Source organism: Streptomyces filamentosus (assembly GCF_014654895.1).
Classification (GTDB): domain Bacteria; phylum Actinomycetota; class Actinomycetes; order Streptomycetales; family Streptomycetaceae; genus Streptomyces; species Streptomyces filamentosus.
The window spans coordinates 2,752,372-2,776,748 of sequence record NZ_BNBE01000001.1 but is presented as its reverse complement, the minus strand read 5'-3'; the positions used below and the strand labels follow the sequence as shown (position 1 = coordinate 2,776,748).

General features: G+C 74.2%; 22 protein-coding genes. 10 read left to right on the top strand and 12 right to left on the bottom strand.

Annotated features, from left to right (window positions below):
- The first annotated feature begins 59 nt into the window (after window positions 1-59).
- From IE326_RS12565 to IE326_RS12555, 3 genes are all read left to right on the top strand, one after another.
- The gene (locus IE326_RS12565; RefSeq protein ID WP_150229487.1) at window positions 60-803 is read left to right on the top strand and encodes an ABC transporter ATP-binding protein; all 744 of its coding nucleotides are present in this window, start codon (window positions 60-62) and stop codon (window positions 801-803) included.
- Window positions 800-3,649, top strand: a complete 2,850-nt coding sequence (locus tag IE326_RS12560) for an ABC transporter permease (RefSeq protein ID WP_190041540.1) — start codon at window positions 800-802, stop codon at window positions 3,647-3,649. The genes IE326_RS12565 and IE326_RS12560 overlap by 4 nt, the downstream gene beginning before the upstream one ends.
- Window positions 3,650-3,861: 212 nt before the next feature.
- Window positions 3,862-4,413 carry a bacterial proteasome activator family protein gene (locus tag IE326_RS12555; protein WP_030752594.1) on the top strand — a complete coding sequence of 184 codons (552 nt, stop codon included), beginning with the start codon at window positions 3,862-3,864 and terminating at the stop codon, window positions 4,411-4,413.
- A gap of 89 nt (window positions 4,414-4,502) precedes the next feature.
- Here IE326_RS12555 and IE326_RS12550 read toward each other — a convergent pair whose 3' ends face one another.
- The 7 genes from IE326_RS12550 to pdhA all read right to left on the bottom strand — a co-directional run bounded on the left by IE326_RS12550 (window position 4,503) and on the right by pdhA (window position 12,747).
- Entirely contained in the window at window positions 4,503-5,483 is a 981-nt protein-coding gene (locus tag IE326_RS12550; protein ID WP_150229492.1) for an NAD(P)H-quinone oxidoreductase, read from the bottom strand.
- Between the two features lie 37 nt (window positions 5,484-5,520).
- A complete protein-coding gene (locus IE326_RS12545; protein ID WP_190041539.1) occupies window positions 5,521-6,612 on the bottom strand; it encodes a potassium channel family protein in 1,092 nt (363 codons plus the stop codon).
- The gene (locus IE326_RS12540; RefSeq protein WP_190041538.1) at window positions 6,600-8,030 is read right to left on the bottom strand and encodes a molybdopterin molybdotransferase MoeA; all 1,431 of its coding nucleotides are present in this window, start codon (window positions 8,028-8,030) and stop codon (window positions 6,600-6,602) included. The genes IE326_RS12545 and IE326_RS12540 overlap by 13 nt, the downstream gene beginning before the upstream one ends.
- Window positions 8,027-8,944, bottom strand: a complete 918-nt coding sequence (locus IE326_RS12535) for a DUF6457 domain-containing protein (protein WP_190041537.1) — start codon at window positions 8,942-8,944, stop codon at window positions 8,027-8,029. The genes IE326_RS12540 and IE326_RS12535 overlap by 4 nt, the downstream gene beginning before the upstream one ends.
- Window positions 8,945-9,095: 151 nt before the next feature.
- On the bottom strand, window positions 9,096-10,565 hold the full coding sequence (locus tag IE326_RS12530; protein WP_229915308.1) for a dihydrolipoamide acetyltransferase family protein: 1,470 nt from the start codon (window positions 10,563-10,565) through the stop codon (window positions 9,096-9,098).
- Window positions 10,565-11,599 carry an alpha-ketoacid dehydrogenase subunit beta gene (locus IE326_RS12525; RefSeq protein WP_150229502.1) on the bottom strand — a complete coding sequence of 345 codons (1,035 nt, stop codon included), beginning with the start codon at window positions 11,597-11,599 and terminating at the stop codon, window positions 10,565-10,567. The genes IE326_RS12530 and IE326_RS12525 overlap by 1 nt, the downstream gene beginning before the upstream one ends.
- Window positions 11,596-12,747, bottom strand: coding sequence for a pyruvate dehydrogenase (acetyl-transferring) E1 component subunit alpha (gene pdhA / locus IE326_RS12520; protein WP_373310184.1), 1,152 nt, complete (start codon window positions 12,745-12,747; stop codon window positions 11,596-11,598). Before pdhA ends, IE326_RS12525 begins: the two co-directional genes overlap by 4 nt.
- A gap of 246 nt (window positions 12,748-12,993) precedes the next feature.
- Between pdhA and IE326_RS12515 the strand changes: the two genes are divergently transcribed.
- Window positions 12,994-13,500, top strand: coding sequence for an Lrp/AsnC family transcriptional regulator (locus IE326_RS12515; RefSeq protein WP_150232861.1), 507 nt, complete (start codon window positions 12,994-12,996; stop codon window positions 13,498-13,500).
- A gap of 243 nt (window positions 13,501-13,743) precedes the next feature.
- Here the strand turns inward: IE326_RS12515 and IE326_RS12510 are convergent, their stop codons facing one another.
- Window positions 13,744-14,334, bottom strand: coding sequence for a TetR/AcrR family transcriptional regulator (locus IE326_RS12510; protein ID WP_190041533.1), 591 nt, complete (start codon window positions 14,332-14,334; stop codon window positions 13,744-13,746).
- Window position 14,335: 1 nt separating this feature from the next.
- On the bottom strand, window positions 14,336-15,844 hold the full coding sequence (locus tag IE326_RS12505; RefSeq protein WP_190042228.1) for a 3-hydroxyacyl-CoA dehydrogenase: 1,509 nt from the start codon (window positions 15,842-15,844) through the stop codon (window positions 14,336-14,338).
- A 253-nt stretch (window positions 15,845-16,097) separates the two neighbouring features.
- Here IE326_RS12505 and paaN point away from each other — a divergent pair, with 253 nt between their 5' ends.
- Window positions 16,098-17,795 carry a phenylacetic acid degradation protein PaaN gene (gene paaN / locus IE326_RS12500; RefSeq protein WP_190041532.1) on the top strand — a complete coding sequence of 566 codons (1,698 nt, stop codon included), beginning with the start codon at window positions 16,098-16,100 and terminating at the stop codon, window positions 17,793-17,795.
- Between the two features lie 28 nt (window positions 17,796-17,823).
- Here the strand turns inward: paaN and IE326_RS12495 are convergent, their stop codons facing one another.
- Genes IE326_RS12495 through IE326_RS12485 form a run of 3 tightly spaced genes read right to left on the bottom strand, consistent with a single transcriptional unit; the run spans window position 17,824 to window position 20,500 of the window.
- A complete protein-coding gene (locus IE326_RS12495) occupies window positions 17,824-18,504 on the bottom strand; it encodes a TrmH family RNA methyltransferase (protein WP_190041531.1) in 681 nt (226 codons plus the stop codon).
- Window positions 18,501-19,808, bottom strand: a complete 1,308-nt coding sequence (locus IE326_RS12490; RefSeq protein ID WP_229915307.1) for an HTTM domain-containing protein — start codon at window positions 19,806-19,808, stop codon at window positions 18,501-18,503. Before IE326_RS12490 ends, IE326_RS12495 begins: the two co-directional genes overlap by 4 nt.
- A complete protein-coding gene (locus IE326_RS12485; protein ID WP_190041530.1) occupies window positions 19,805-20,500 on the bottom strand; it encodes a DUF5819 family protein in 696 nt (231 codons plus the stop codon). The genes IE326_RS12490 and IE326_RS12485 overlap by 4 nt, the downstream gene beginning before the upstream one ends.
- 163 nt (window positions 20,501-20,663) lie before the next feature.
- Between IE326_RS12485 and paaA the strand changes: the two genes are divergently transcribed.
- Genes paaA through IE326_RS12460 form a run of 5 tightly spaced genes read left to right on the top strand, consistent with a single transcriptional unit; the run spans window position 20,664 to window position 24,305 of the window.
- Window positions 20,664-21,677: a 1,2-phenylacetyl-CoA epoxidase subunit PaaA gene (paaA, locus tag IE326_RS12480; protein ID WP_150229512.1), complete on the top strand. Its 1,014-nt coding sequence runs from the start codon at window positions 20,664-20,666 to the stop codon at window positions 21,675-21,677.
- Window positions 21,674-21,961: a 1,2-phenylacetyl-CoA epoxidase subunit PaaB gene (gene paaB, locus IE326_RS12475; protein WP_190041529.1), complete on the top strand. Its 288-nt coding sequence runs from the start codon at window positions 21,674-21,676 to the stop codon at window positions 21,959-21,961. Before paaA ends, paaB begins: the two co-directional genes overlap by 4 nt.
- Window positions 21,958-22,746 carry a 1,2-phenylacetyl-CoA epoxidase subunit PaaC gene (gene paaC, locus IE326_RS12470; RefSeq protein ID WP_190041528.1) on the top strand — a complete coding sequence of 263 codons (789 nt, stop codon included), beginning with the start codon at window positions 21,958-21,960 and terminating at the stop codon, window positions 22,744-22,746. The genes paaB and paaC overlap by 4 nt, the downstream gene beginning before the upstream one ends.
- Window positions 22,740-23,243 (top strand): 1,2-phenylacetyl-CoA epoxidase subunit PaaD, encoded by a 504-nt coding sequence (gene paaD / locus IE326_RS12465; protein ID WP_190041527.1) that lies wholly within the window; start codon window positions 22,740-22,742, stop codon window positions 23,241-23,243. Before paaC ends, paaD begins: the two co-directional genes overlap by 7 nt.
- Window positions 23,244-24,305, top strand: coding sequence for a 2Fe-2S iron-sulfur cluster-binding protein (locus IE326_RS12460; RefSeq protein ID WP_190041526.1), 1,062 nt, complete (start codon window positions 23,244-23,246; stop codon window positions 24,303-24,305).
- The last annotated feature ends 72 nt before the right edge of the window (window positions 24,306-24,377 follow it).

Here is a 24,377-nt window from a genome sequence, read left to right as displayed (position 1 = left end):
CGACCGCTCTCTCTCACCGCTCATCGCGCGCCCTCGCGCGCCCAAGGGGGGACCCTTCGATGTCCACACCGCTCGCCGCGCAGCCCGTGCTGCGCCTCCAGAAGCTGACCCGGGTCCACGGGTCCGGCGCCACCGAGGTGCACGCCCTGCGCGGCATCGACCTCGACGTGCACCCCGGCGAACTCGTCGCCGTCATGGGCCCGTCGGGTTCCGGCAAGTCCACGCTGCTCACCATCGCCGGCGGGCTCGACAGCCCCACCTCCGGCCAGGTGGTCGTCGAGGGCACCGACATCACCACCGCCGGCGCCAAGGAGCTCGCCGCCCTGCGCCGCCGCAGCATCGGCTACGTCTTCCAGGACTACAACCTCATACCGGCACTGACCGCCGCCGAGAACGTCGCCCTGCCCCGCGAGCTCGACGGCACCTCCGCCCGCAAGGCCCGCGGCGAAGCCCTCGCCGCCCTGGAGGAGATGGGTCTCGGGCACCTCGCCGACCGCTTCCCCGACGAGATGTCCGGCGGCCAGCAGCAGCGCGTGGCCATCGCCCGCGCCCTGGTCGGCGACCGCCGCCTCGTCCTCGCCGACGAGCCCACCGGCGCCCTCGACTCCGAGACCGGCGAGTCCGTCCTCGCCCTGCTCCGCACCCGCTGCGACGCGGGCGCCGCGGGCGTCCTCGTCACCCACGAGCCGCGCTTCGCCGCCTGGGCCGACCGGGTCGTCTTCCTGCGCGACGGCGCGATCGTCGACCAGACCGTGCGCAGCGAGGCCGACTCCCTCCTCACGGGCCGGGTGGCCGAGGCGTGAAGAACTGGTTCCACTCCTGGCGGGCGGCCGTCCGCATCGCCCGCCGCGACGCCTGGCGCGCCAAGGGCCGCAGCTCGCTCGTCCTCGCGATGATCGCCCTCCCCATCCTCGGGGTCTGCGCCCTCGACCTCACCTACCGCAGCTCCGAACTCTCCCCCGGCGAACGGCTGGAGCGCACCATCGGCGCCGCCGACGCCTCCTTCCGCGACGGCGGATTCGGCGGGCAGCCGATCCTCCAGACCCCCCAGGGCGACAACTACAGCCCGGCGAAGGAGGACGACAGCGGCGGCTGGCCCTCCGGCTCCGCGGACCTCCGCAAGGCCCTCCCGGCCGGCGCCCGCTGGATCACCGACACCCAGGGCGCCGCCAAGCTGACCACCCGGCACGGCCTGCTCCAGACCGACGTCCGGGAGCTGAAGTCCGACGACCCGATCGCCCGGGGCATCGTCACCCTCCTCGACGGCCGGCACCCGCAGAAGGCCGACGAGGTCATCGCCACCTCCGCCTTCCTGGAGCAGAGCGGCCTCTCGATCGGCTCGACCGTTTCCGCTCGCAATTTCGACCGGCCCTACCGCGTCGTGGGCAGTTACGAACTCCCCGACTCCCTGGACACCGCCCAGATCACCGCGCTGCCGGGGGCGTTCCTCGCCCCCTACACGAAGGCCGCGGAGAAGGCCGGCGCGCTCGCGCCCGGCTCCTCGACCACGTACCTGGTGCAGCACGCCGGTGGTTTCACGTGGAACATGGTCCAGGAGATCAACACCAAGGGCATCGCCGTCGTCTCCCGGGCCGTCGTCCTCGACCCGCCCGCCGACTCCGAGGTCCCGCTCTACCAGCGTTCCGGCTGGGGCGACTTCAACTCCAGCCCGGCCGCCGACGCCATGCTCCTCGTCTCCCTCGGCACCGTGGTCGGCCTGGCGATGCTGGAGATCTGCCTGCTCGCCGGCCCCGCCTTCGCGGTCGGCGCCCGCCGCTCCCGCCGCCAGCTCGGCCTCGTCGGAGCCAACGGCGGCTCCCGCAGTCACATCCGCGCCATCGTGCTGAGCGGCGGACTCGTCATCGGCATCGCCGCCGCCGTGGTCGGCACGGTCCTCGCCGTGGTCCTCACCCTGGCCCTCCAGCCCTTCCTGGAGGAGTACATGGGGCAGCGGTTCGGCGCCTTCGACGTCCGGCCGCTCGAACTCCTCGGCATCGCGCTGCTCGCCGTCCTCACCGGTCTGCTCGCCGCGATCGTCCCGGCCGTCACCGCCTCCCGGCAGACCGTGCTCGCCTCGCTCACCGGCCGCCGCGGCGTCCGCTCCACCAGCAAGGTGCTGCCCGTCCTCGGCCTGGTCGCGCTCCTCCTCGGCGGCGCGCTCGCCCTCTACGGCTCGCTCGTCACCGACCAGTTCATCGTCGTGGCCGGCGGCTCGGCCATCGCCGAGCTGGGCGTCGTCGCCATGACGCCCGCGATCGTCGGCCTCTTCGGGCGGACCGGCCGCTGGCTGCCGCTCTCGCCGCGGCTCGCGCTCCGCGACGCCGTCCGCAACCGCGGGCGCACGGCCCCGGCGGTCGCCGCCGTCCTCGCCGCCGTCGCCGGCACCGTCGCCGTCGCCACGTACACGGCGAGCAGCGACGCGCAGTACCGCGCCGAGTACACGCCCAGCCTGCCGCACGGCGCCGTCTCCTTCTTCCAGATGGAGGAGGGCGGCCGGGACGTCCCCGCCGTCACCGACGCCGTCCAGCGCTACCTGTCCGTCGAGACCCGCGCCGACGTCTCCCGCGTCGCCGTCGGCAAGCCCGGCTGCCCGCCCTGGGGCGGCGGCGACGGCTGCGGCCGGTACGAGGTCGTGGTCCCGGCCGGCAACGAGTGCCCGATGTGGACCGTCGACGACGCGTCCGAGAAGTTCACCGCCGCACAGCGGCGGAAGATGATCCGCGAGGACTGGCGCTGCAAGGAGAGCCGGGGCGGCGGCATCTATGTCGACGGCGGCCTGCTCGTCGGCGACGCCCGGCTCCTGAAGGTCCTCGGCATCACCGATCCCGGCGCCGCCCGGGCCCTCGCGGAGGGCAAGGCCGTCACCTTCCACAAGCCGCTGGTCGCGAAGGACGGCACGATCGGCGTCAAGCAGATCACCGACCTGAAGGCCGCCGACGAGGCCGCCACGAACCGCAAGCCGGTCCCCGGCAAGGTCAGTTCCGTTCCCGCCCACCTGGTGACCGGCGACCCGGCCACCTACGGCCTCCAGGTCCTGATGACCCCCGCGACCGCCAAGGCCGCCGGGCTCGCCACCGCCCCCGTCGGCGCCTACTTCAGCACCGACCGGCTTCCCTCCGGCGAGCAGCGCCAGAAGCTCGACGCCGAACTGGCCAAGATCGGCGCCGGGGTCGACCTCACCGTCGAGGAGGGGTACGTCTCCGACGACAGCCTCTTCATGCTCGCGCTGACGATCTTCGCCGGTCTCGTCACCGTCGGCGCCGCCGGCATCGCCACCGGCCTCGCCCAGGCCGACGCGGAGGCCGACCTGAAGACGCTGGCCGCCGTCGGCGCCCCGCCGCGCGTCCGCCGCACCCTCAGCGGCTTCCAGTGCGGCGTCGTCGCCGCCATGGGCGTCGTCCTCGGCTCGGTCTCCGGACTGCTCCCCGCGCTGGGCCTGCGGCTCACCGAGGAGCGTCAGCAGCTCCGCTTCCACGAGCAGAACCTCGCGGAGGGCTGGGGCGGCGACCTCACCCCGCCGTACGTGCTGATCGTGATCCCCTGGGAGACCCTCGCCGCCCTCCTGGTCGCCGTCCCGCTCGGCGCGGCCCTGCTCGCCGCCCTGGTGACCCGCTCGAAGGGGGCGATGGCCCGCCGCGCGGCGACCTGACGCCTTCGGGCAGGGGTCTCCGTGCCGTGACCGCGCGCGGATCCGTGGCCGCGGCGGTGGCCGTGGCCGGGTCCGCAGCCGGGCTCGCGCCCGGGTGCGGGCCCGGGCACGTGTCCGGGTGCGTGCCCGTGTCTGTGCCCGGGGAGGAGGGTGGATCATCCTTCGCCCCGGGCACACCTGGTGGTGAAGCACGCGTGCGAGAGAATGGCGGCATGGAGATGCCGAGGAATGACAGGTCGCCGGAGAGCCCCCAGGTCCTCATCGTGGGACAGGACGGGATGGCACTCGGCGGCGCCCAGGGCGACGACGAATCCCGTGAGGTCCCGGTGACGGAAATGGTGGAGCAGCCTGCGAAGGTCATGCGGATCGGCAGCATGATCAAGCAGCTTCTGGAAGAAGTTCGGGCGGCCCCTCTCGACGAGGCCAGCCGGGTCCGGCTGAAGGAGATCCACGCGAGCTCCGTGAAGGAGCTGGAGGACGGCCTCGCGCCGGAACTCGTCGAGGAGCTGGAGCGGCTCTCGCTCCCGTTCACCGACGAGGCCATCCCCTCCGACTCGGAACTGCGCATCGCGCAGGCCCAGTTGGTGGGCTGGCTGGAAGGTCTCTTCCACGGCATCCAGACGGCGCTGTTCGCCCAGCAGATGGCGGCCCGCGCCCAACTGGAGCAGATGCGGCGGGCCTTGCCGCCCGGCGCCTCGCACGACGAGGACGACGAGGGCGGCCGGGGCCACGGCCGCGCGGTCGGCTCGGGTCCGTACCTGTAAGGGAGCTGCCGTACGGGGAAGGGCCCGGCGCGTCTCGTACGCGCCGGGCCCTTCCCCGTCCCGCTCCGGGGAGCGTCGTGGGGGCCGGTTCAGGGGGCCAGCAGGAGGATCTTGCCGACGTGCCCGCCGGACTCCAGGACGCGGTGGGCCTCGGCGGCCTCCGGCATCGGCAGCGTGCGGTCCACGACGGGGCGGACCGTGCCGGCCTCGACCAGCGGCCAGACGTGCTCGCGGACGGCCGCGACGATCGCCGCCTTCTCCTCCAGCGGGCGGGCGCGCAGCGTCGTCGCCATCACGGCGGCCCGCTTGGCGAGCAGCGCCCCGAGGTTCAGCTCTCCCTTGACGCCGCCCTGGAGGCCGATGACGACCAGGCGGCCGCTGACGGCCAGCGCCTGGATGTTCCGCTCCAGGTACTTGGCGCCCATGATGTCGAGGATGACGTCCGCGCCCGCGCCGTCCGTGGCCCTGTGGAGCTCCTCGACGAAGTCCTGGGTGCGGTAGTCGATCAGGACGTCCGCGCCGAGCTCCGCGCAGCGGGCCAGCTTCTCGGGGCCGCCCGCGGTGACCGCGACCTTCGCGCCGACCGCCTTGGCGAGCTGGATCGCCATCGTGCCGATGCCGCTGGCCCCGCCGTGCACGAGCAGCGTCTCGCCCGGGCGCAGATGGGCGATCATGAAGATGTTGGACCAGACGGTGCAGACCACCTCGGGGAGCGCGGCGGCCGTGACCGGGTCGACGCCCTTCGGGACCGGCAGCAGCTGGCCGGCGGGGACGACGACCCGCTGTGCGTAGCCGCCGCCGACGAGCAGCGCGCAGACCTCGTCGCCGACGGACCAGCCGGAGACGCCGGGGCCGAGGGCCGTGATCCGGCCGGAGCACTCCAGGCCGGGGTGGGGCGAGCTGCCGGGCGGCGGGTTGTAGAAGCCCTGCCGCTGGAGGACGTCGGCGCGGTTGACGGCGCTCGCCACCACCTCGACGAGGACCTCGCCCTCGCCGGGCACGGGATCGGGCGCCTCGGCCCAGACGAGGGCCTCGGGGCCGCCGGGTTCCGTAATCGTGATCGCATGCATGGCGGCGAGGCTACTCCCGGTCCCGTCCCGCGGCCGCTCAGTCCTCCGGCGGCGTGGTGAGCGGGGTGACGGGGGCGGCCCGGACGATGGTGATGACGCGGTCCGTGAGCTGGAGGGGGCTGGCCGCCGGGTCGTCGTAGCCGAGCAGCCGGTGGCCGCGCAGCACGCTCACCACGAGGTCGTCGGTCTCCCGGACGCTCCGGCCGGCTTCGGCCTTGGTCACCGGGCGCTCGACGAGGTCGAGGCCGGAGCCCTGCTGGATCAGGTCCTCCATGACCGTGCCCGCGCTGGGGCTGAGCACGGAGAGGCCGAGGAGGCGGCCGGCGGCGGAGGCGCTGGTGATGACCGCGTCGGCGCCGGACTGGCGGAGCAGCGGCGCGTTCTCCTCCTCGCGGACGGCGGCGACGATCTTCGCGCCCCGGTTGAGCTGGCGGGCCGTCAGGGTGACCAGGACGGCGGTGTCGTCGCGCTGGGTGGCGACGACGACCTGGCGGGCCTTCTGCACCTCGGCCCGGAGCAGCACGTCGCTGCGGGTGCCGTCGCCGACGACGCCGACGAAGCCGTCGAGGTTGGCCGCCTCGATGACCTTCCCCGAGGGATCGACGATGACGATCTGGTCCTTGCGGAGGCCGGTGGCGCAGAGGGTCTGGATCGCCGACCGCCCCTTGGTGCCGAAGCCGACGATCACGGTGTGGTCGCGCAAGTTGGACCTCCACTTCTTGAGGCGGAACTCCTCCCGGGTCCGCTCCGTGAGGACCTCCAGGGTGGTTCCGACGAGGATGATGAGGAACAGCACGCGCAGGGGCGTGATCACCAGGATGTTGACGAGCCGCGCGGAGTCGCTGTACGGGACGATGTCGCCGTATCCGGTGGTGGAGAGGGTGACGGTCGCGTAGTAGGCGCAGTCGAGGAAGTCGACGGTCCCGTTCGCGTTGTCGTGGTAGCCGTCGCGGTCGGCGTAGACGATCAGCACCGTCAGGATCAGCACCCCGAGGGCCATGAGGAGACGCCGGCCGACCTGGCGGAGCGGGTCCACGGACCGGCGGGGCAGCCGGATCCTCGAACCGGCGATCTTCTCGTCGGCATGGCGGGCCATGACGTCACGGCTGGGAAGTTTCACGTGAAACATGCTCCTTGGGCGGGCGGCGTCGCGGTCGGCCAGGGGAGGGCGAGGACCTCCAGCCGGTGGCCGGGTTCCGCGCCCCCGGGCGGGACGACGGCCATGCCGTCGGCGGCGGCGATGCCCCGCAGCATGGCGGGCCCGTTGTAGTGCAGGGGCACGGCGGACCCGTCCCGGCACACGACCGGGACGAGCCGGGTGTCGTACGGGTGGCCCTGGACGGCCTCGCGGAGGGGGACGGTCTCCGGTTCGGCGATGCCGGCGATGTCGGCGGCACCCGCGGCGCCCGCGGCGAGCAGGGGCGCGGCGAGGGTGAGGAGGCCGGAGACGGCGGCCAGCGGATTGCCCGGGAGGCCGACGAGGTGGCGTCCGGCGTCCAGGCGGGCGAGCAGCATGGGGTGGCCGGGGCGGACCTTCACGCCGTCGACCAGGAGGGTGGCGCCCGCCTCGTCGAGGACCCGGTGGACGTGGTCCACGGGCCCGGCGGCGGTGCCCCCGGTGGTGAGGACGAGCTCGGCGGCGGAGCCGGTGACAGCCTCGTACAGGGCCCCGGCGTCGTCACCGATCCGGCGGACGGCCAGGACCTCGGCGCCGAGCGCCGTCAGCCAGGGCCCGAGCATCGGGCCGAGCGCGTCCCGGATCAGGCCGTCGTGGGGGAGCCCGGAGGACAGCAGCTCGTCGCCGAGGACGAGGACCTCCACCCGGGGCCGGGGCAGCACGGCGGGCTCGTCGTAGCCGGCGGCTGCGGCGAGCCCGAGGACGGCCGGGGTGACGACGGACCCGGCGGGCAGCAGCTCGTCCCCGGCGCGGCACTCCTGGCCCCGGGGACGGATGTCCTGGCCGGGCACGACCTCGCGGAGCGGGTGGAGCAGAACCGTTCCGGCCGAGGGGGCGGGGCCCTCGTCCCGAAGGTGCTCGGTGCGGGAGTGTTCGGTGCGGAGGACCGCGGTGGCGCCGGTGGGGACGCGGGCGCCGGTGGCGATGCGTACCGCCTCTCCGGGGGCGAGGACGGCGGCTCCGGCGTGACCGGCGAGGACGGACTCCTCGCGCACCGTCCAGGGACCCGGCCCCGCGAGCGCCCAGCCGTCCATGGCGGAGCTGTCGAAGGAGGGCAGGTCGGTCAGGGCCCGCAGGGGTTCGGCGAGGGTGCGGCCGAGCGCCCGCCCGAGCGGTACGCGGACGGGCGGGCGGTCCGCGGCCGCCCGGGCCCCGGCTCCCGCGCGGGCGGCGAGGGCGCGGGCCTCGGGCCAGGGGGTGGCCCGGTGGTGGCCGTGCCCGTGGCCCTTGGGCCCGTGCCCCTCGTGGTCGTGTCCCTCGTGGTTTTGCCCCTCGTGGTCGTGCTCATGGCCGTGGCCGTCCGGCTGCGGCTGTTCCTGCGCGGGGGCGGGGGTGGGGGTGGAGGGGGAAGCGGGTTGTCCGGGGCTCATCCGGCCTCGTCCTGTTCGGCCGCCCATCGCTGGGCGAGGGCGGCGGCCTTGCGGGATGCCTCGGCGACCGCTTCCGCCGGGGCCGTGCCGTCCCCGGCGGCCTTGGCCGCCGCGTAGCCGACGAGGAAGGTCGTCAGGGGCGCGGCGGGGCGGGCGACGCCGTGGGCGGCGTCCCGGGCCAGGTCGAGCAGGACGCCGGTGTCGACGTCCAGGTCGATGCCCAGTTCGGTCTTGACTGCGGTGATCCATTCGTCCAGCACGGCTCCATGGTCCCTGATGCGGGCCCGGGCCGTGGCGATGTCCTCCCAGGTGTCGCAGTCGAAGGAGGCCAGGGGCTCCTCCGGGTCGGACGGGACCCGGACGGGCCGGAGCCGCTCGCCGAGGAGGCGCAGGGGGAGGTCGTCGAGTCCCTGGTGGGCCCGCCGGATGCCGTCGAGCGCGCGGCGCAGGGGAGCGGTCCGGTAGGCGGCGACGAGCGGCTGGTCGCGTCCCTCGGGATCGGTGAACAGGGCCGCTTCCGCGTCCGGCGCGGCGTCGAGCGCGGCGAGGAGCCGCCGGACGGTCGCGTCGCCGAGGAACGGCAGATCGGCGGAGAGGGCGAGCAGCACCTCGGGAGCCCCGGCGGTCGCCCCGCCGGTCGCCGTGCCGGCGTCGGTGGAGGGCAGGAGGGCGGTGACACCCGCGTCCAGGGCGGCGAGGGGGCCGGAACGGGCCCGCTCCTCGCGGGTCCAGCGGACGGGCCGGACGGTCGGGCGGGGGTCGCCGACGACCACGGTCCGGCGGGCCCCGGCGCAGGCCGCGAGCACCCGGTCGAGCAGGGGCCGGCCGCCGACCCGTACCCCGGGCTTGTCCACGCCGCCGAGGCGCCGCGCGGCGCCTCCGGCGAGCACGACGGCGTCATGTGCGGTGGTCACCCCAGCAGTATGGTCCGCCGTCGCCCGCCGGTGCCCGGCCGGTCTCCCTGGTGAGACGGGCCGGGCACGGGCGCGTACCTGAGCACAGGCGTGTGCCTGGGCGGGTGCGCGCCGGGTGGGCGGGCGCGCTCCGGGGCGGGCGCCGGGTCCGTCAGACCGTGCGGAGCAGGACCGCCGGCTGTTCGACGCAGTCCGCCACGTACCGCAGGAATCCGCCGGCGGTGCCGCCGTCGCAGACCCGGTGGTCGAAGGTGAGCGAGAGCTGCACCACCTGGCGGACGGCCAGTTCGCCCTGGTGGACCCAGGGTTTGGGGATGATCCGGCCGACGCCGAGCATCGCCGCCTCGGGGTGGTTGATGATCGGCGTGGAGCCGTCCACCCCGAACACCCCGTAGTTGTTGAGGGTGAAGGTGCCGCCGGTGAGGTCGGCCGGGGTGAGGGTGCCCTGCCGGGCCGACTCGGTGAGCCGGGCGAACTCCTCGGTCAGCGACTCGGCGGTCCGGGTCCCGGCGTCCCTGACCACGGGGACGACGAGCCCGCGCGGGGTCTGCGCGGCGAAGCCGAGGTGCACCCCGGGCAGCCGGACGATCTCGCGGGCGGCGGTGTCCACGGTGGAGTTGAGCTCGGGGAAGCGGGCCAGGGCGTGGGCGCAGATCCGGGCGAGGAGCGCGAGGAGCGAGATCTTCGGCCCGCCCGCCGCGTTCATCGCGGCCCGCGCGGCCATGAGCTCGGTCGCGTCGGCGTCCACCCAGCAGGTCGCGTCGGGGATCTCCGTACGGCTGCGGGAGAGCTTGTCGGCGACGGCCCCGCGCAGCCCTCGCAGCGGGATCCGCTCCCCCGCCGGGGCGGTGGCCGAGGCACGCGCGGCGGTGGGGACGGCGGACGGGACCGGCTCGACGGCCGCCACGACCGCTGTCGCGCCGGGCGCCACGCCGGGTGCTGCGCCGGGAGTCGCGACGAGCGTCTCGCGGGCGGCGAGGGCCCGGTCGACGTCGGCCCGCAGGATCAGGCCCTCGGGGCCCGAGCCGCGCACCTCGCGCAGATCGAGTCCCCGGTCGCGGGCCAGCTTCCGCACCAGCGGGGAGATGACCGGGACCGGCCCCTCGGGCCCGGCGGCGGGCGCGGCCGGAGCGGTGGGGGCCGCCGGGGCCGCGGGGGCCGCCGTCCGGGCCGTCGGGGTGGGGCCGGCCGCCGCAGTCGGCGTGGGATGCGCGACGGCCGGGGACTGGGGGCGGATCCGGCGCCGCCGGGCCGCGGGGCCCGCCGTGCCGTAGCCGACGAGGACGTTGCCGGAGTACTCGGAGGAGACGGCGGTCTCGGCGGCCTGCTCCGCCCCGGGGGACGGGGCGGGCGCACCGGCCGGCACCGTACCGGCGGCGCCGACGGCGACCGTCAGGAGCGGCGCGCCGACGGGGAGTTCGGTGCCCTCCTCGCCGAAGCGGGCGGTGACCACGCCGCCGTACGGGCAGGGCACCTCGACCATCGCCTTGGCGGTCTCGACCTCGACGACGGGCTGGTCGATCGCGACGACGTCGCCGACGTTCACCAGCCAGCGGACGATCTCGGCCTCGGTGAGTCCCTCACCGAGGTCGGGGAGCTTGAATTCGAGCACCTGGGCCATCAGTTGCCCGCCTCCCACTGGAGGCGCGCGACCGCGTCCAGGACCCGGTCGACGCCCGGCAGATGGTGCCGCTCCAGCATCGGCGGCGGGTAGGGGACGTCGAAGCCCGCGACGCGCAGCACCGGCGCCTCCAGGTGGTGGAAGCAGCGCTCGGTGACCCGGGCGGCGATCTCCGCGCCGGGTCCGGCGAAGCCGCCCGACTCATGGACCACGACCGCGCGGCCGGTGCGCCGCACCGACGCGGCGACGGTCTCGTCGTCGAAGGGCACGAGCGAGCGGAGGTCCACGACCTCCAGGTCCCAGCCCTCGGCGGTGGCCGCCTCGGCCGCCTCCAGGCAGACCGGCAGCGAGGGGCCGTAGGTGATCAGGGTGGCGCTGGTGCCGGGCCTGCGGACCACGGCCCTGCCGAGGGGCTCCACGCGCGCGGGGGCCTCGGGGGACCAGTCGGACTTCGACCAGTAGAGCCGCTTGGGCTCCAGGAAGACCACCGGGTCGTCGGAGGCGATGGCCGCCCGCAGCAGCCCGTAGGCGTCCTCGACGGTGGCCGGGGTGACCACGTGCAGGCCCGGGGTGGCCATGTAGTAGATCTCGGAGGAGTCGCTGTGGTGCTCGACGCCGCCGATGCCACCGCCGTACGGCACGCGGATGACCATCGGCATCGGCATCGCGCCGCGCGTCCGGTTCCGCATCTTCGCCACGTGCGAGACGAGCTGTTCGAACGCCGGGTAGGCGAAGGCGTCGAACTGCATCTCGACCACCGGCCGCAGGCCGTACATGGCCATGCCGACGGCCGCGCCGAGGATGCCCGCCTCGGCCAGCGGCGTGTCCGTGCAGCGGTCCTCGCCGAACTCCTTGGCGAGTCCGTCGGTGACCCGGAAGACCCCGCCGAGGGTGCCGACGTCCTCGCCCATCACGTGGACGGTCGGGTCCTCGGCCATCGCGTCGCGCATGGCGCGCTGGAGCGCCTGCGCCATCGTGGCCGGCTTGGTCCGGCCCGCCGCCTTGGCGGCCGCGCCGGTCGTCGCCGTCGTCATCGGCTCTCGCCCTCCGCTTCGAGTTCGGCCCGCAGCTGCGCCGCCTGCTCGCGCAGCTGCGCGGTCTGCTCGGCGTAGACGTGGGTGAAGAGGTCCATCGGGTCGAGCACCGGGTCGGCGTTCATCCGCTCGCGCAGTTCGGCGGCCATCGTCTCGGCGGCCTCGGCCGCCGCGCGGCGGCCGTCCTCGTCGAGCAGGCCCCGCGCGGTCAGCTCGCGCTCCAGGAGGAGCACCGGGTCGTGCGCCCGCCATGCCTCGACCTCGCCGTCCGCGCGGTAGCGGGTGGCGTCGTCGGCGTTGGTGTGGGCGTCGATCCGGTAGGTGATGGCCTCCACCAGGGTGGGGCCGCCGCCGCGCCGCGCGCGGGCCACGGCCTCGGTGAGGACCTGGTGCACCGCGACCGCGTCGTTGCCGTCCACCAGACGGCCCGGCATGCCGTAGCCGACGGCCTTGTGGGCGAGGGAGGGGGCGGCGGTCTGCTTGGCGAGCGGCACGGAGATCGCGAAGCCGTTGTTCTGCACGAGGAAGACCACCGGCGCCTGCCAGACGGCGGCGAAGTTCAGGGCCTCGTGGAAGTCGCCCTCGCTGGTGCCGCCGTCGCCGACCATGGCGAGCGCGACCACGTCGTCGCCCTTCAGCCGGGCCGCGTGCGCGAGGCCCACGGCGTGCGGCAGCTGGGTGGCGAGGGGGGTGCACAGCGGCGCGATGCGGTGCTCGCGCGGGTCGTAGCCGGTGTGCCAGTCGCCGCGCAGCAGGGTGAGCGCCTGCACGGGGTCGAGGCCCCGGGCGACGGCCGCCAGGGTGTCGCGGTACGAGGGGAAGAGCCAGTCCCGCTCCTCCAGGGCGAGGGCGGCGGCGATCTCGCACGCCTCCTGCCCGGTGGTGGACGGGTAGACGGCGAGCCGGCCCTGCTTGGTGAGGGCGGTCGCCTGGGCGTTGTACCGGCGGCCGCGGACCAGCTCCGCGTACAGCCGGCGCAGCAGCGCGGGGTCGGCGTCGGCCACGGCGTCCGTGCCGAGCACGCGCAGCGGCTCGGTGTCGGGCAGCAGCGGGGCGGGGTCGGTCCGCGGCCGCCAGGCGGGCGGCGGGGTGGGCCGGTGGGCCGTCTCGGCGTGCGGCTCCTGGACTGTCGAACTGCGCTGTTGCAACGAGTCCACCTCCTCGTGGGAGCGGGTATGAGACCCGAAGGCGGGTGGCGCGGGTGTGGCGCGCCTCACCTACCGATTGTTCGGTCGTGGAGGCATTTTGGCTACAGGCACCTTCAGCCTGTGGACAAACGGTTCTCCACAGCCTGGGATAGAGACAGGTCGTCCACGGGAGAGAGGCGGGGGGACATGGCGGATGAACAAATGGCCGTCGCCCGGGGCGGCGCCCCGGACGAGACGGCGGGGGACATGGCGGGGGAGGTGCTGAGCGCGCCCCCGGACGCTCCGGCGCACGCCGTCCCGGCCCGGCCGCTGGACGCGATAGACCGGGACATCCTGCGGTTGCTCCGAACGGACGGACGGGCCTCGGTGCGCTCCGTAGCCGAGCGGGTGCACGTCTCCCGGGCCAACGCCTACGCCCGGATCAACCGGCTCATCGACGACGGCGTGATCCGCGGCTTCAGTGCCCGCATCAACCACGAGCGGGCGGGCCACGGCGCCTCCGCCTACATCACGCTCAAGATCGTCCAGAACTCCTGGCGCACGGTCCGCGAGCAGCTCGAAGCGCTCCCCGGCGCCGCGCACATCGCGCTGGTCAGCGGCGACTTCGACGTCCTGCTGCTGGTCCACACCCCGGACAACCGGACCCTGCGCGAACTGGTCCTCACCCGCCTCCAGGCCATCCCGGAGGTGCTCTCGACCCGCACCCTGCTGGTCTTCGACGAGATGGACCTCAACGGCGACCCGAGGCCGTGAGGTCGGGAATCCGTGAGGTCGGGAATCCGTGAGGTCCTGAGGCCGTCCGGCGCCTCCCCGAGCCGGACGGACGAGGAAACCGGACCGACGAGGAAACCGGACCGACGAGGGAAAAGGGCCCCGGAACACCCCGGGGCCCTCCTGCACGCCTTCCAGGCCCGCGCCGGGCCCTTCGTGGCCCTTCCCGGCCGCCACCACCGGCCCCGCGGGCCGCGACGGCCCGCGCGCCGTGCAGCCGGGCCCTCAGCCGGCCTTGCGGAGCCCGTCGAAGGCCAGCCGGGCGACGGTCTCGGCGAGCTGGTCGCGGTCCGTCTGGTCCGGATGCGGCCGGTACCACTCCACCAGCGAGTTGATCATGCCGAAGAGGAGCCGGGTCGCGAGCCGGATGTCCACGTCGGACCGCAGGTCCCCGTCGGCCGCCGCCGCCCCCAGGAGGTCGGCCACCCGGTGGTCGAACTCGCGCCGCCGCTCCATCGCCCACCGCTCGGTCGCGGTGTTGCCCCGCACCCGCAGCAGCAGCGTCACGTACGGCAGCTCCGCCATCAGCACCTCGACGGTCCGCCGGGTCACGTACTCGACCCGTTCCACCGCCCGGCCGCGCACCGCGCCCGGCTCGTCGAGGATCGCGAAGAGCCCGTCGAGCGCCCGGCTGACGGCCCGCCGCAGCAGCTCCTCCTTGCCCGTCACGTGGTGGTAGATCGAGGACTTGGAGATCCCCGCCGCCTTGGACAGGTGCTCCATGGAGGTGCCGTCGTAACCGCGCTCGTTGAAGACCCGCACCGCGACCGAGAGCAGCGTCTCGGGGGTGTAGGTGTCGCGTCTCGCGGTGGTCATGTCACTCGCCACCCATCTCGGCGTAGGTACGGCGGTAGAGCGCCAGGGAGGGCGCGTAGCGCCCGGTGGGCACGCGCGCGTGCAGCTCGTCGAGGACTTCGTGCGCCCACGCGGCGCCGAGCCTGCGGCGCCACTCGAACGGCCCGACCGGGTAGTTGACGCCCAGCCGCATCGCGGTGTCGATGTCCTCGGCGGTGGCCACGCCCTTGGCGACGGCGTCGGCCGCGAGGTCGATCAGCATCGCCACCGTGCGGGCGACGATCATGCCGGGGACGTCCCCGATGACGCTGACCTTCTTGCCGAGCGCCTGGAAGAGGCCGATCGCCCCGCGCAGGGTCTCCCAGGCCGTGACCTCGGAGGCGGAGAGCACGATCCGGGTCGCCTCCCGGTAGTCGAGGGAGAGGTCGAAGTAGACGACGTCGCGGAACTCGACCGAGGTCTGGCCGTCGGCGAGCACCAGCTGGCCCCCGCCCGGGAGCAGGATCCGGGTGCCCCGGTCCTCGTCCGTCTCGTGCACGGTGATCCCGGCCTCGCGGGCCATGGCGACCAGCGCGCGGGCCGGGCCGAGGTCGCCCTCGACGGTGATCTCGGCGGGCGCCTCGGCGGGCGGCGCGGTGTGCGGCCGGGGCCGCTCCGCGCCCTCGCCGTACGGGTACCAGCCGTGCCCGGTCTTGCGGCCCAGCCGCCCCGACTCCACCAGCCGCCGCTGCGCCAGCGAGGGCGTGAACTTCGGGTCCTGGAAGAAGGACTCCCACACGGAGCGGGTCACGGCCTCGTTGACGTCCTGGCCGATCAGGTCGGTCAGTTCGAAGGGCCCCATCCGGAAGCCGCCGCACTCGCTCAGCGCCGCGTCGATCGTGGCCGGGTCGGCCGCGCCCTCCTCGTACACGCGGAACGCCTCCGCGTAGAAGGGGCGGGCGATCCGGTTGACGATGAAGCCGGGGGTGTCGGCGCAGCGCACCGGCGTCTTGCCCCATGCCTTCACCGTCTCGTACGCGCGCGTGGCGGCGGACTCGTCGCTCGCGAAGCCTCGGACGACCTCGACGAGGGGGAGCAGCGGCGCCGGGTTGAAGAAGTGCAGGCCGACGAAGCGGCCGGGCAGCCGCAGTGCTCCGGCGATGGCGGTGACGGAGAGGGAGGAAGTGTTGGTGGCGAGGAGGGCGTCGTCGGCGACGACCTCCTCCAGGGCGGCGAAGAGTCCGCGCTTGACCGTGAGGTCCTCGACGATCGCCTCGACGACGAGGGCCGCGTCGGCGAGCTCGGCGAGCTCCCCGGCGGCGTGCAGCCGCCCGGCGGCGTCCTCTCGGGCGGCGGCGTCCAGCCGGCCCTTCTCGACGAGGCGGTCCAGGCGGGCCCCGATGGCGGCGACGGCCTCGGCCGCCCGGCCCGGGGCGCTGTCGTAGAGGCGCACCGGATGGCCGGCGACCAGCGCGACCTGCGCGATCCCCTGGCCCATGGTGCCGCTGCCGACGACGGCCACGGTCCGGTCCCGTCCGATCGCCTTCTCCATGGTGACGCTCCCCCTGCCGGTCCGTTCGGTGTGCGCGGCGGCGCTCGGGTCTCCGGGTGTCCCGGGATCCGTTCCGTCCGTGCCGCCGCTCGTGTCGCCGCTCGTTCCGGCGCTCGTTTCGGCGCTCATAGGAGTGATCCTCCCCGATGGGTTTTCCACAGGATCGGCGGACCCCCTTGTCCCGACCGATCGTTCGGTTACTCTAACTCCGTACGCGTCTCCCTGCCCAGCTCGACGAGGAGTTGGTCCATCCATGGCCACCGCCCAGCCGACCACCGACGTTCTGGCCGAGAAGCACCGGTCCACACTCGATCAGGCCCTCGCCACCCTCCGCAGCCGCGCCTACTGGTCGCCGTACCCGGAGCACCCGAAGGCATACGGGGCGGACGGCTCCCTGGACGCCACCGCGGGCCTCGCCGCCCACCAGGCGGTGCTGAACGGCCGCTTCGACCTGGACCAGCCGGGCACCGACGGCTGGACCGGCGGCGAGGTCTCGCCGTACGGCCCCGAGCTGGGCGTCGAATACCCGCACGCGGACGTCGACGTCCTGCTGCCCGCGATGCGCGTCGGCCTGCCGGCCTGGCGCGACGCCGGGCCCGAGACGCGCGCCCTGGTCTGCCTGGAGATCCTGGCCCGGATCTCGGCCCGGACCCACGAGTTCGCCCACGCGGTCATGCACACCAGCGGCCAGGCGTTCATGATGGCGTTCCAGGCCGGCGGCCCGCACGCGCAGGACCGCGGCCTGGAGGCGGTGGCGTACGCGTACGAGGAGCAGACCCGCACCCCCGCGGGCCGGGCCGCGTGGTCCAAGCCGCAGGGCAAGCGGGACCCGCTGGAGCTGAGCAAGGAGTTCACCCCGGTCGGCCGCGGCATCGCCCTGGTCATCGGCTGCAACACCTTCCCCACGTGGAACGGCTACCCGGGCCTGTTCGCCTCCCTCGCCACGGGCAACGCGGTCCTGGTGAAGCCCCACCCCCGCGCGGTCCTCCCCCTCGCGCTGACGGTGAAGGTCGCCCGCGAGGTCCTGGCCGAGTCCGGCTTCGACCCGAACCTGGTGGCGCTGGCCACCGAGCGGCCCGGCGAGGGCATCGCCAAGACCCTGGCGCTCCGCCCGGAGATCCGGATCATCGACTACACCGGCTCCACCGAGTTCGGCGACTGGCTGGAGGCCAACGCCCGCCAGGCGCAGGTCTACACGGAGAAGGCCGGCGTCAACACGGTGCTGATCGACTCCACCGACGACTACAAGGGCATGCTGTCCAACCTGGCGTTCTCGCTGTCCCTGTACAGCGGCCAGATGTGCACCACCCCGCAGAACCTGCTGATCCCCCGCGACGGCATCGCCACCGACCAGGGCCCCAAGTCGTACGACGAGGTGGTGGCCGACCTGGCCGGCGCGGTCGGCGGCCTCCTCGGCGACGACGCCCGGGCCAACGCCCTGCTGGGCGCCCTGGTCAATCCGGACGTGAAGGCCCGCCTGGAGGCGGCCGCCGGGCTCGGGGAGGTCGCCCTCGCCTCCCGCGAGGTCGCCAACCCGGACTTCCCCGACGCGGTCGTCCGCACCCCCGTCATGGTCAAGCTGGACGGCTCCAAGCCGGACGCGGAGGCGGCGTACCTCTCCGAGTGCTTCGGCCCGGTCTCCTTCGCCGTCTCGGTGGACTCCACCGCCGACGGCCTGGAGCTGCTGCGGCGCACGATCCGCGACAAGGGCGCGATGACGGTCGGCGCGTACACCACCTCCGCCGAGACCGAGCGGGCCGTGGAGGAGGTCTGCCTGGAGGAGTCGGCGCAGCTCTCGCTCAACCTGACGGGCGGGGTGTACGTGAACCAGACGGCCGCGTTCTCCGACTTCCACGGCTCGGGCGGCAACCCGGCGGCGAACGCGGCGCTGTGCGACGGCGCCTTCGTCTCGAACCGCTTCCGGGTCGTCGAGGTGCGCCGCCAGGCCTGACCCGGCGGCCCGCCCGGCGTGCCGGTCCCTACTCGGGGGCCGGCACGCCGGCGTAGCGCTGGATCCAGGCGTGCATGGCGATCGCGGCGGCCGCCCCGGCGTTGATCGACCGGGTGGAGCCGAACTGGGCGATGGAGCAGACCGTCCGCACGTGGCGGCGGGCCTCCTCGGTCAGTCCGGGCCCCTCCTGCCCGAAGAGCAGCACGCAGCGGCGGGGCAGCACGGTCCGCTCCAGCGGCACGGAGCCCGGCAGGTTGTCGATGCCGATGATCGGCAGGTCCTCGGCCGCCGCCCAGGCGGTGAGCGCCTCCGTGTCGGGGTGGTGCCGCACGTGCTGGTAGCGGTCGGTGACCATGGCGCCGCGACGGTTCCAGCGGCGGCGCCCCACGATGTGCACCTCCTTGGCCAGGAAGGCGTTGGCGGTGCGCACCACCGATCCGATGTTGAAGTCGTGGCCCCAGTTCTCCACGGCCACGTGGAAGTCGTGCCGACGGGTGTCGAGGTCGGCGACGATCGCCTCCCGCGTCCAGTACCGGTAGGCGTCGACGACGTTGCGCCGGTCGCCCCCGGCGAGCAGTTCGCGGTCGTAGCGCGGGTCCTCGGGCCACGGCTCGGGGTGCGGGCCGACGCCGATCTCGGGGCCGTAGCCCTCGTCGTACTGGAGCGGCTCGGCCCCGGCCGGGGCGGGGTGTTCTTCGGTGGTGCTCACCCGACGAGGGTACGGGGAGCGCTCTCGCCGCCCGTCTCCCCGCCGCCCAGGCCGCCGTCGGCCTTCTCCTCGGCCTCCTCCCGCGCGGGCCGCTGCGGGGGCAGCTCCGCCGCCGGTCCGCGCCGCAGCAGCCGGTCCCGGCCGCGGGCCGCCCGCCCGCCGAGCCACACGAGGAAGACCGTGGGCAGGAAGACGGAGTCGGCGGCGATCATCGCGAGCGAGAAGGCCGGCAGGCCGAGCAGGACCGCGATCCCGGCGTGCTCCAGCATCATCGCGACGAGCAGGACGTTCTTGACCTTGCGCTTGAAGAGCGTGAACGGGAAGGCGACCTGCACGATCACCGTGCCGTAGCTGAGCAGCATGACCATGATCCCGCTGGAGGCGAGCAGCTCGGAGAGGGCGGGCCAGGGCGTGAAGTAGTCCAGGTGCAGCGGGTAGAAGAGCGCGGTGCCGTCCTGCCAGCGCGAGCCCTGGATCTTGTACCAGCCGGCGGTGGCGTAGATCAGGCAGACCTCGGCCATGAGGACGACGAGCGTCGCGTTGTGGGCGAGGTTCGCGAGCACGTCGAGGAGGACGCGGGGCTCGCCGGGCGCGTACTGCTCCACCAGCCACCACAGGCCCTGGCCGAGCCACAGCACCCACAGCAGCACGTGGATCCACCACTCGCCGGTGACCGGGCTGAACCAGGTCGCGGCGACCAGGAAACCGCCGAGGACCACCCACAGGACCGGCCCCGCGAGCTCCACCCGGGCGGCGGTCCCCTCGCCCCGGGCCGCCTTCCGGGCGGCCCTGCGGGCGTCCAGGGACCACACCTGGCCGCAGCGGATCAGGGTGAGGTAGAGCGCGACGAGGTGCACCACGTTGTCGCCGCCGTCGCCGAGGAAGACGGACCGGTTCTGCAGCGACAGCGCACCGACCATGAAGACCACCGAGACGGCCCGGGTGTGCCAGCCGAGGAGCAGCAGCACCGCGGAGAGCACCGCGAGCGCGTAGACCACCTCGAACCAGAGCCGCCCGTCGGACCACATCAGGACCGTGAACGACCGGTTGTCGGCGATCAGCCGGCGGGCCATGTCGAACGACCAGGGGCCGTCGGGGCCGTACATCTGGTGGCGGTGCGGGTACTCGCGCACCAGGAAGAACAGCCAGGTCAGCGAGAAGCCGATGCGGACGATCGCGGTCTGGTACGGGCCCAGGGCGCGCGAGGTGACGGTCTGCGCCGCCCGGGCCAGCCGGCGGTCGAAGGGCACGCGCGCGGGGGCCGGGGCGGGGGCCTCGGCCGCCGCGGGGAGGGGGGCGCTCATCGGTTCGTCTCCGTACGGCTGCGGTCGGCGTCGGTGACGTCCCACCAGGGCATGAGGCGGATGGAGGGCTCGGTGGAGCGCTTCTCGGTGCTCCAGTGCGGGGCGGGCACCGGGCGGGCGACCCGGCGGAGCTGGATCCGCCGCACCTCCCCGCCGACGTCCGCGCGCGCCCCGGGCCCCTCGATGCGGAGCAGCACGATGCGGCGCATGTACTCCTCCGACAGCCGGCCGCGCATCCCCTTGGGGCGGCCCTCGTCGTCGTGGGCGTTGCCGTACCAGTCGAGCGCGCGGCGCAGCTGGTTCTGCTGGGTGTGGCTGGGGAAGACGTTGCCCCGGACGTCCTCGGCGTCCTGGGCCGTCAGGTCGATCCAGCCGGTGGTGCGGGTGCCGCCCCCGGCGTCGGCGACCTCGGCGCGGACCTGGACCCCGACGTTCTGCTGGAGCGGATTGGGCGCGAAGAGCTTCCAGTTCTGCTCGAACTCGGGATAGATCCAGTCGTCGACGGCCTGCCCGTGCTGCTTGGTGAGCGTGTTCGACGGCGCCACGTGCAGGAACACCATGGCCAGGTGCAGGCAGGCGAGGACCCCCAGACCGGCGAGCGCCACCGCGGCCACCACCTGGTAGGGCAGGGACAGCGCCAGGATGCCCCCGGCCGGCCGCCGGTCCCCGCCGCTGTCGATGTGCGCGCTCATCCCACCCCGATCCCGGGCTTCCCGACCCGTTCCCGTTCCCATCGGTGACCCGCTCCTGTGCGCCCCGAACGGGGCAGGCGGTTATCCACAGGGTTGACACCATACGGGCCGCCGACCCACCATTGAAGTCATTCAACCGAACGATCGGTCGGTAGGGAGTGCGATGACGACAGGGACGGCTGGGACGGCAGTGACCGCCGGGACTCCCGGCACGGACGCCGCGGAGGAGGTGACGCGGGCCGCCCAGGAAGCGGTGTTCGACGCCGCCGTCGCCGCCGACGAGCGCATCGAACCGCGCGACTGGATGCCGGAGGCGTACCGCGCCACCCTCGTCCGCCAGATCGCGCAGCACGCCCACTCCGAGATCATCGGCATGCAGCCCGAGGCCAACTGGATCACCCGCGCGCCCTCCCTGCGCCGCAAGGCGATCCTCATGGCCAAGGTCCAGGACGAGGCCGGCCACGGCCTGTACCTCTACAGCGCCGCCGAGACCCTCGGCGTCAGCCGCGACGAGCTCCTCGACAAGCTCCACTCCGGCCGCCAGAAGTACTCCTCGATCTTCAACTACCCCACGCTCACCTGGGCCGACGTCGGCGCCATCGGCTGGCTCGTGGACGGCGCCGCCATCACCAACCAGGTCCCCCTCTGCCGCTGCTCCTACGGCCCGTACGCCCGGGCGATGGTCCGCGTCTGCAAGGAGGAGTCCTTCCACCAGCGCCAGGGGTACGAGGCGCTGCTCGCCCTCTCCCGCGGCACCGAGGCCCAGCACGCCATGGCCCAGGACGCCGTGGACCGCTGGTGGTGGCCGTCCCTCATGATGTTCGGCCCGCCCGACGACGAGTCCTCGCACTCCGCCCAGTCGATGGCCTGGAAGATCAAGCGCCACTCCAACGACGAACTGCGCCAGCGCTTCGTCGACATCGCCGCCCCGCAGGCGGAGGCCCTCGGCCTCACCCTCCCCGACCCCGACCTGAAGTGGAACGAGGAGCGCGGGCACTACGACTTCGGCCCCATCGACTGGGCCGAGTTCTGGGACGTCCTCAAGGGCAACGGCCCCTGCAACGACCAGCGGATCACCAAGCGCCGCCAGGCCCACGAGGACGGCGCCTGGGTCAGAGAGGCCGCCGCGGCCTACGCGCGCAAGCACACCGGACAGCACGGGGAGGCACAGGCATGAGCAGCGACACTTGGCCCCTGTGGGAGGTGTTCGTGCGCTCCCGCCGGGGGCTCTCCCACACCCACGCGGGCAGCCTCCACGCCCCCGACGCGGAGATGGCCCTGCGCAACGCCCGGGACCTCTACACCCGCCGCATGGAGGGCGTCTCCCTCTGGGTCGTCCCCTCCGCCGCCATCACCGCCTCCTCCCCGGACGAGAAGGACCCCTTCTTCGAGTCCGCCGCCGACAAGCCCTACCGGCACCCGACCTTCTACGAGATCCCGGAGGGGGTGAAGCACCTGTGACCGGCACCGACACCACCACCGCCCCGGCCACCGCCGGCGCCGCCGTCACCGCCCCGGCCCCCACCGGCGCCGACCCCGCCGTCACCGCCGCGGCCCTCGCCCTCGGCGACGACGCCCTCGTCCTCGCCCAGCGCCTGGGGGAGTGGGCCGGCAGCGCCCCCGTCCTGGAGGAGGAGGTCGCCCTCGCCAACATCGCGCTCGACCTCCTCGGCCAGGCCCGCATCCTCCTCTCCCTCGCCGGCGACGAGGACGAACTCGCCTTCCTCCGCGAGGAGCGCGCCTTCCGCAACCTCCAGCTGGTCGAGCAGCCCAACGGCGACTTCGCCCACACCATCGCCCGCCAGCTGTACTTCTCCACCTACCAGCGGCTGCTCTACGCCGCCCTGGCCGCCGGCGACGGCCCCCTGGCCGGACTCGCCGCCAAGGCCGTCAAGGAAGTGGCCTACCACCAGGACCACGCCGAGCAGTGGACGCTCCGCCTCGGCGACGGCACCGAGGAGAGCCGGCGGCGCATGCAGACCGCCTGCGACGCCCTCTGGCGGTACACCGGCGAGCCCTTCCAGCCCCTCGGCGGCCTCGACGTGGACCCCACCACCCTCGAAACGGCCTGGCTGGACTCCGTCACCGCGGTCCTCACCCGCGCCGGCCTCACCGTCCCCGCCGGCCCCCGCACCGGCGCCTGGCGCGCTGGCGCCGGCCGCCAGGGACTCCACACCGAGTCCTTCGGCCGGATGCTCGCCGAGATGCAGCACCTGCACCGCAGCCACCCGGGGGCGACGTGGTGACCACCGCCCCCACCCCCCTGGAGGAGGAGCTGGCCCGGATCGCCGGCGCCGTCCCCGACCCCGAGCTGCCCGTCCTCACCCTCGCCGAGCTCGGCGTGCTGCGCGGCGTCCACGTCCTCGCCCCCGGCCGCGTCGAGGTCGCCCTCACCCCCACCTACACCGGCTGCCCCGCCGTCGAGACGATGTCCACCGACATCGAGCACGCCCTCCACGCGCACGGCGTCCCCGAGGTCACCGTCGTCACCGTCCTCGCCCCCGCCTGGTCCACCGACGACATCAGCGAGGAAGGCCGCCGCAAACTCACCGAGTTCGGCATCGCCCCGCCCCGCCCCCAGGGCCCGGTCGGCGGACCCGTCGCCCTCACCCTGGCCATCCGCTGCCCCCACTGCGGCTCCACCGAGACCGAGCTCCTCAGCCGCTTCTCCTCCACCGCCTGCAAGGCGCTGCGCCGCTGCACCGCCTGCCGCGAGCCCTTCGACCACTTCAAGGAGCTGTAGATGTTCCATCCGCTCCCGGTGAGCAGGGTCGAGCGCCTCACCGACGACTCCGTGGCCGTCACCTTCGCGGTCCCCGCCGAGCTCCACGAGACCTTCCGCCACCGCCCCGGCCAGCACCTCGCCCTGCGCCGCACCGACGAGACCGGCCAGGAGATCCGCCGCACCTACTCGATCTGCTCCCCCGCCGCCCCGGCGGGCGAGCAGCCCGAACTCCGCGTCGGCATCAGGCTCGTCGACGGCGGCGCCTTCTCCACCTGGGCCCTCAAGGAACTCGCCCCCGGCCACACCGTCGACGTCATGGCCCCCACCGGCCGCTTCGTCCTCGACCCGCGCCCCGGCCGCTTCGCCGCGATCGCCGGCGGCAGCGGCATCACCCCGGTCCTCTCCATGGCCGCCACCCTCCTCGACCGCGAACCCGATGCCCGGTTCTGCCTGATCCGCAGCGACCGCACCGCCGCCTCCACGATGTTCCTCGACGAGGTCGCCGACCTGAAGGACCGCCACCCGGAGCGCTTCCAGCTCGTCACCGTCCTCTCCCGCGAGGAGCAGCAGGCCGGACTCCCCTCCGGCCGCCTCGACCAGGAGCGGCTCGCCGGCCTCCTGCCCGCCCTCCTCCCGGTCGGAAGCATCGACGGCTGGTTCCTCTGCGGCCCCTACGGCCTCGTCCAGGGCGCCGAGCGGGCCCTGCGCGGCCTCGGCGTCGACCGCGCCCGCGTCCACCAGGAGATCTTCCACGTCGACGACGGCTCGGGCCCCGCCCCCGTGCCCACCGCCGACGCCCCCGCCCACGCCACCCTCACGGCCACCCTCCACGGCCGCTCCGGCACCTGGCCCGTCGAGCGCGGCGAAAGCCTCCTCGACACCGTCCTCCGCGCCCGCGCCGACGCCCCGTACGCCTGCAAGGGCGGGGTCTGCGGCACCTGCCGCGCCTTCCTCGTCGGCGGCGAGGTCCGCATGGACCGCAACTTCGCCCTCGAACCCGAGGAGACCGAGGCCGGCTACGTCCTGGCCTGCCAGTCCCACCCGGCCACCCCCGACGTGGAGCTGGACTTCGACCGCTGAGCCCATTCCCTTCCGCTAGAACCTGTTCTATCTTGACGGCCCGTCAGCAGACCTCCCCTGACGGGCCGCCGG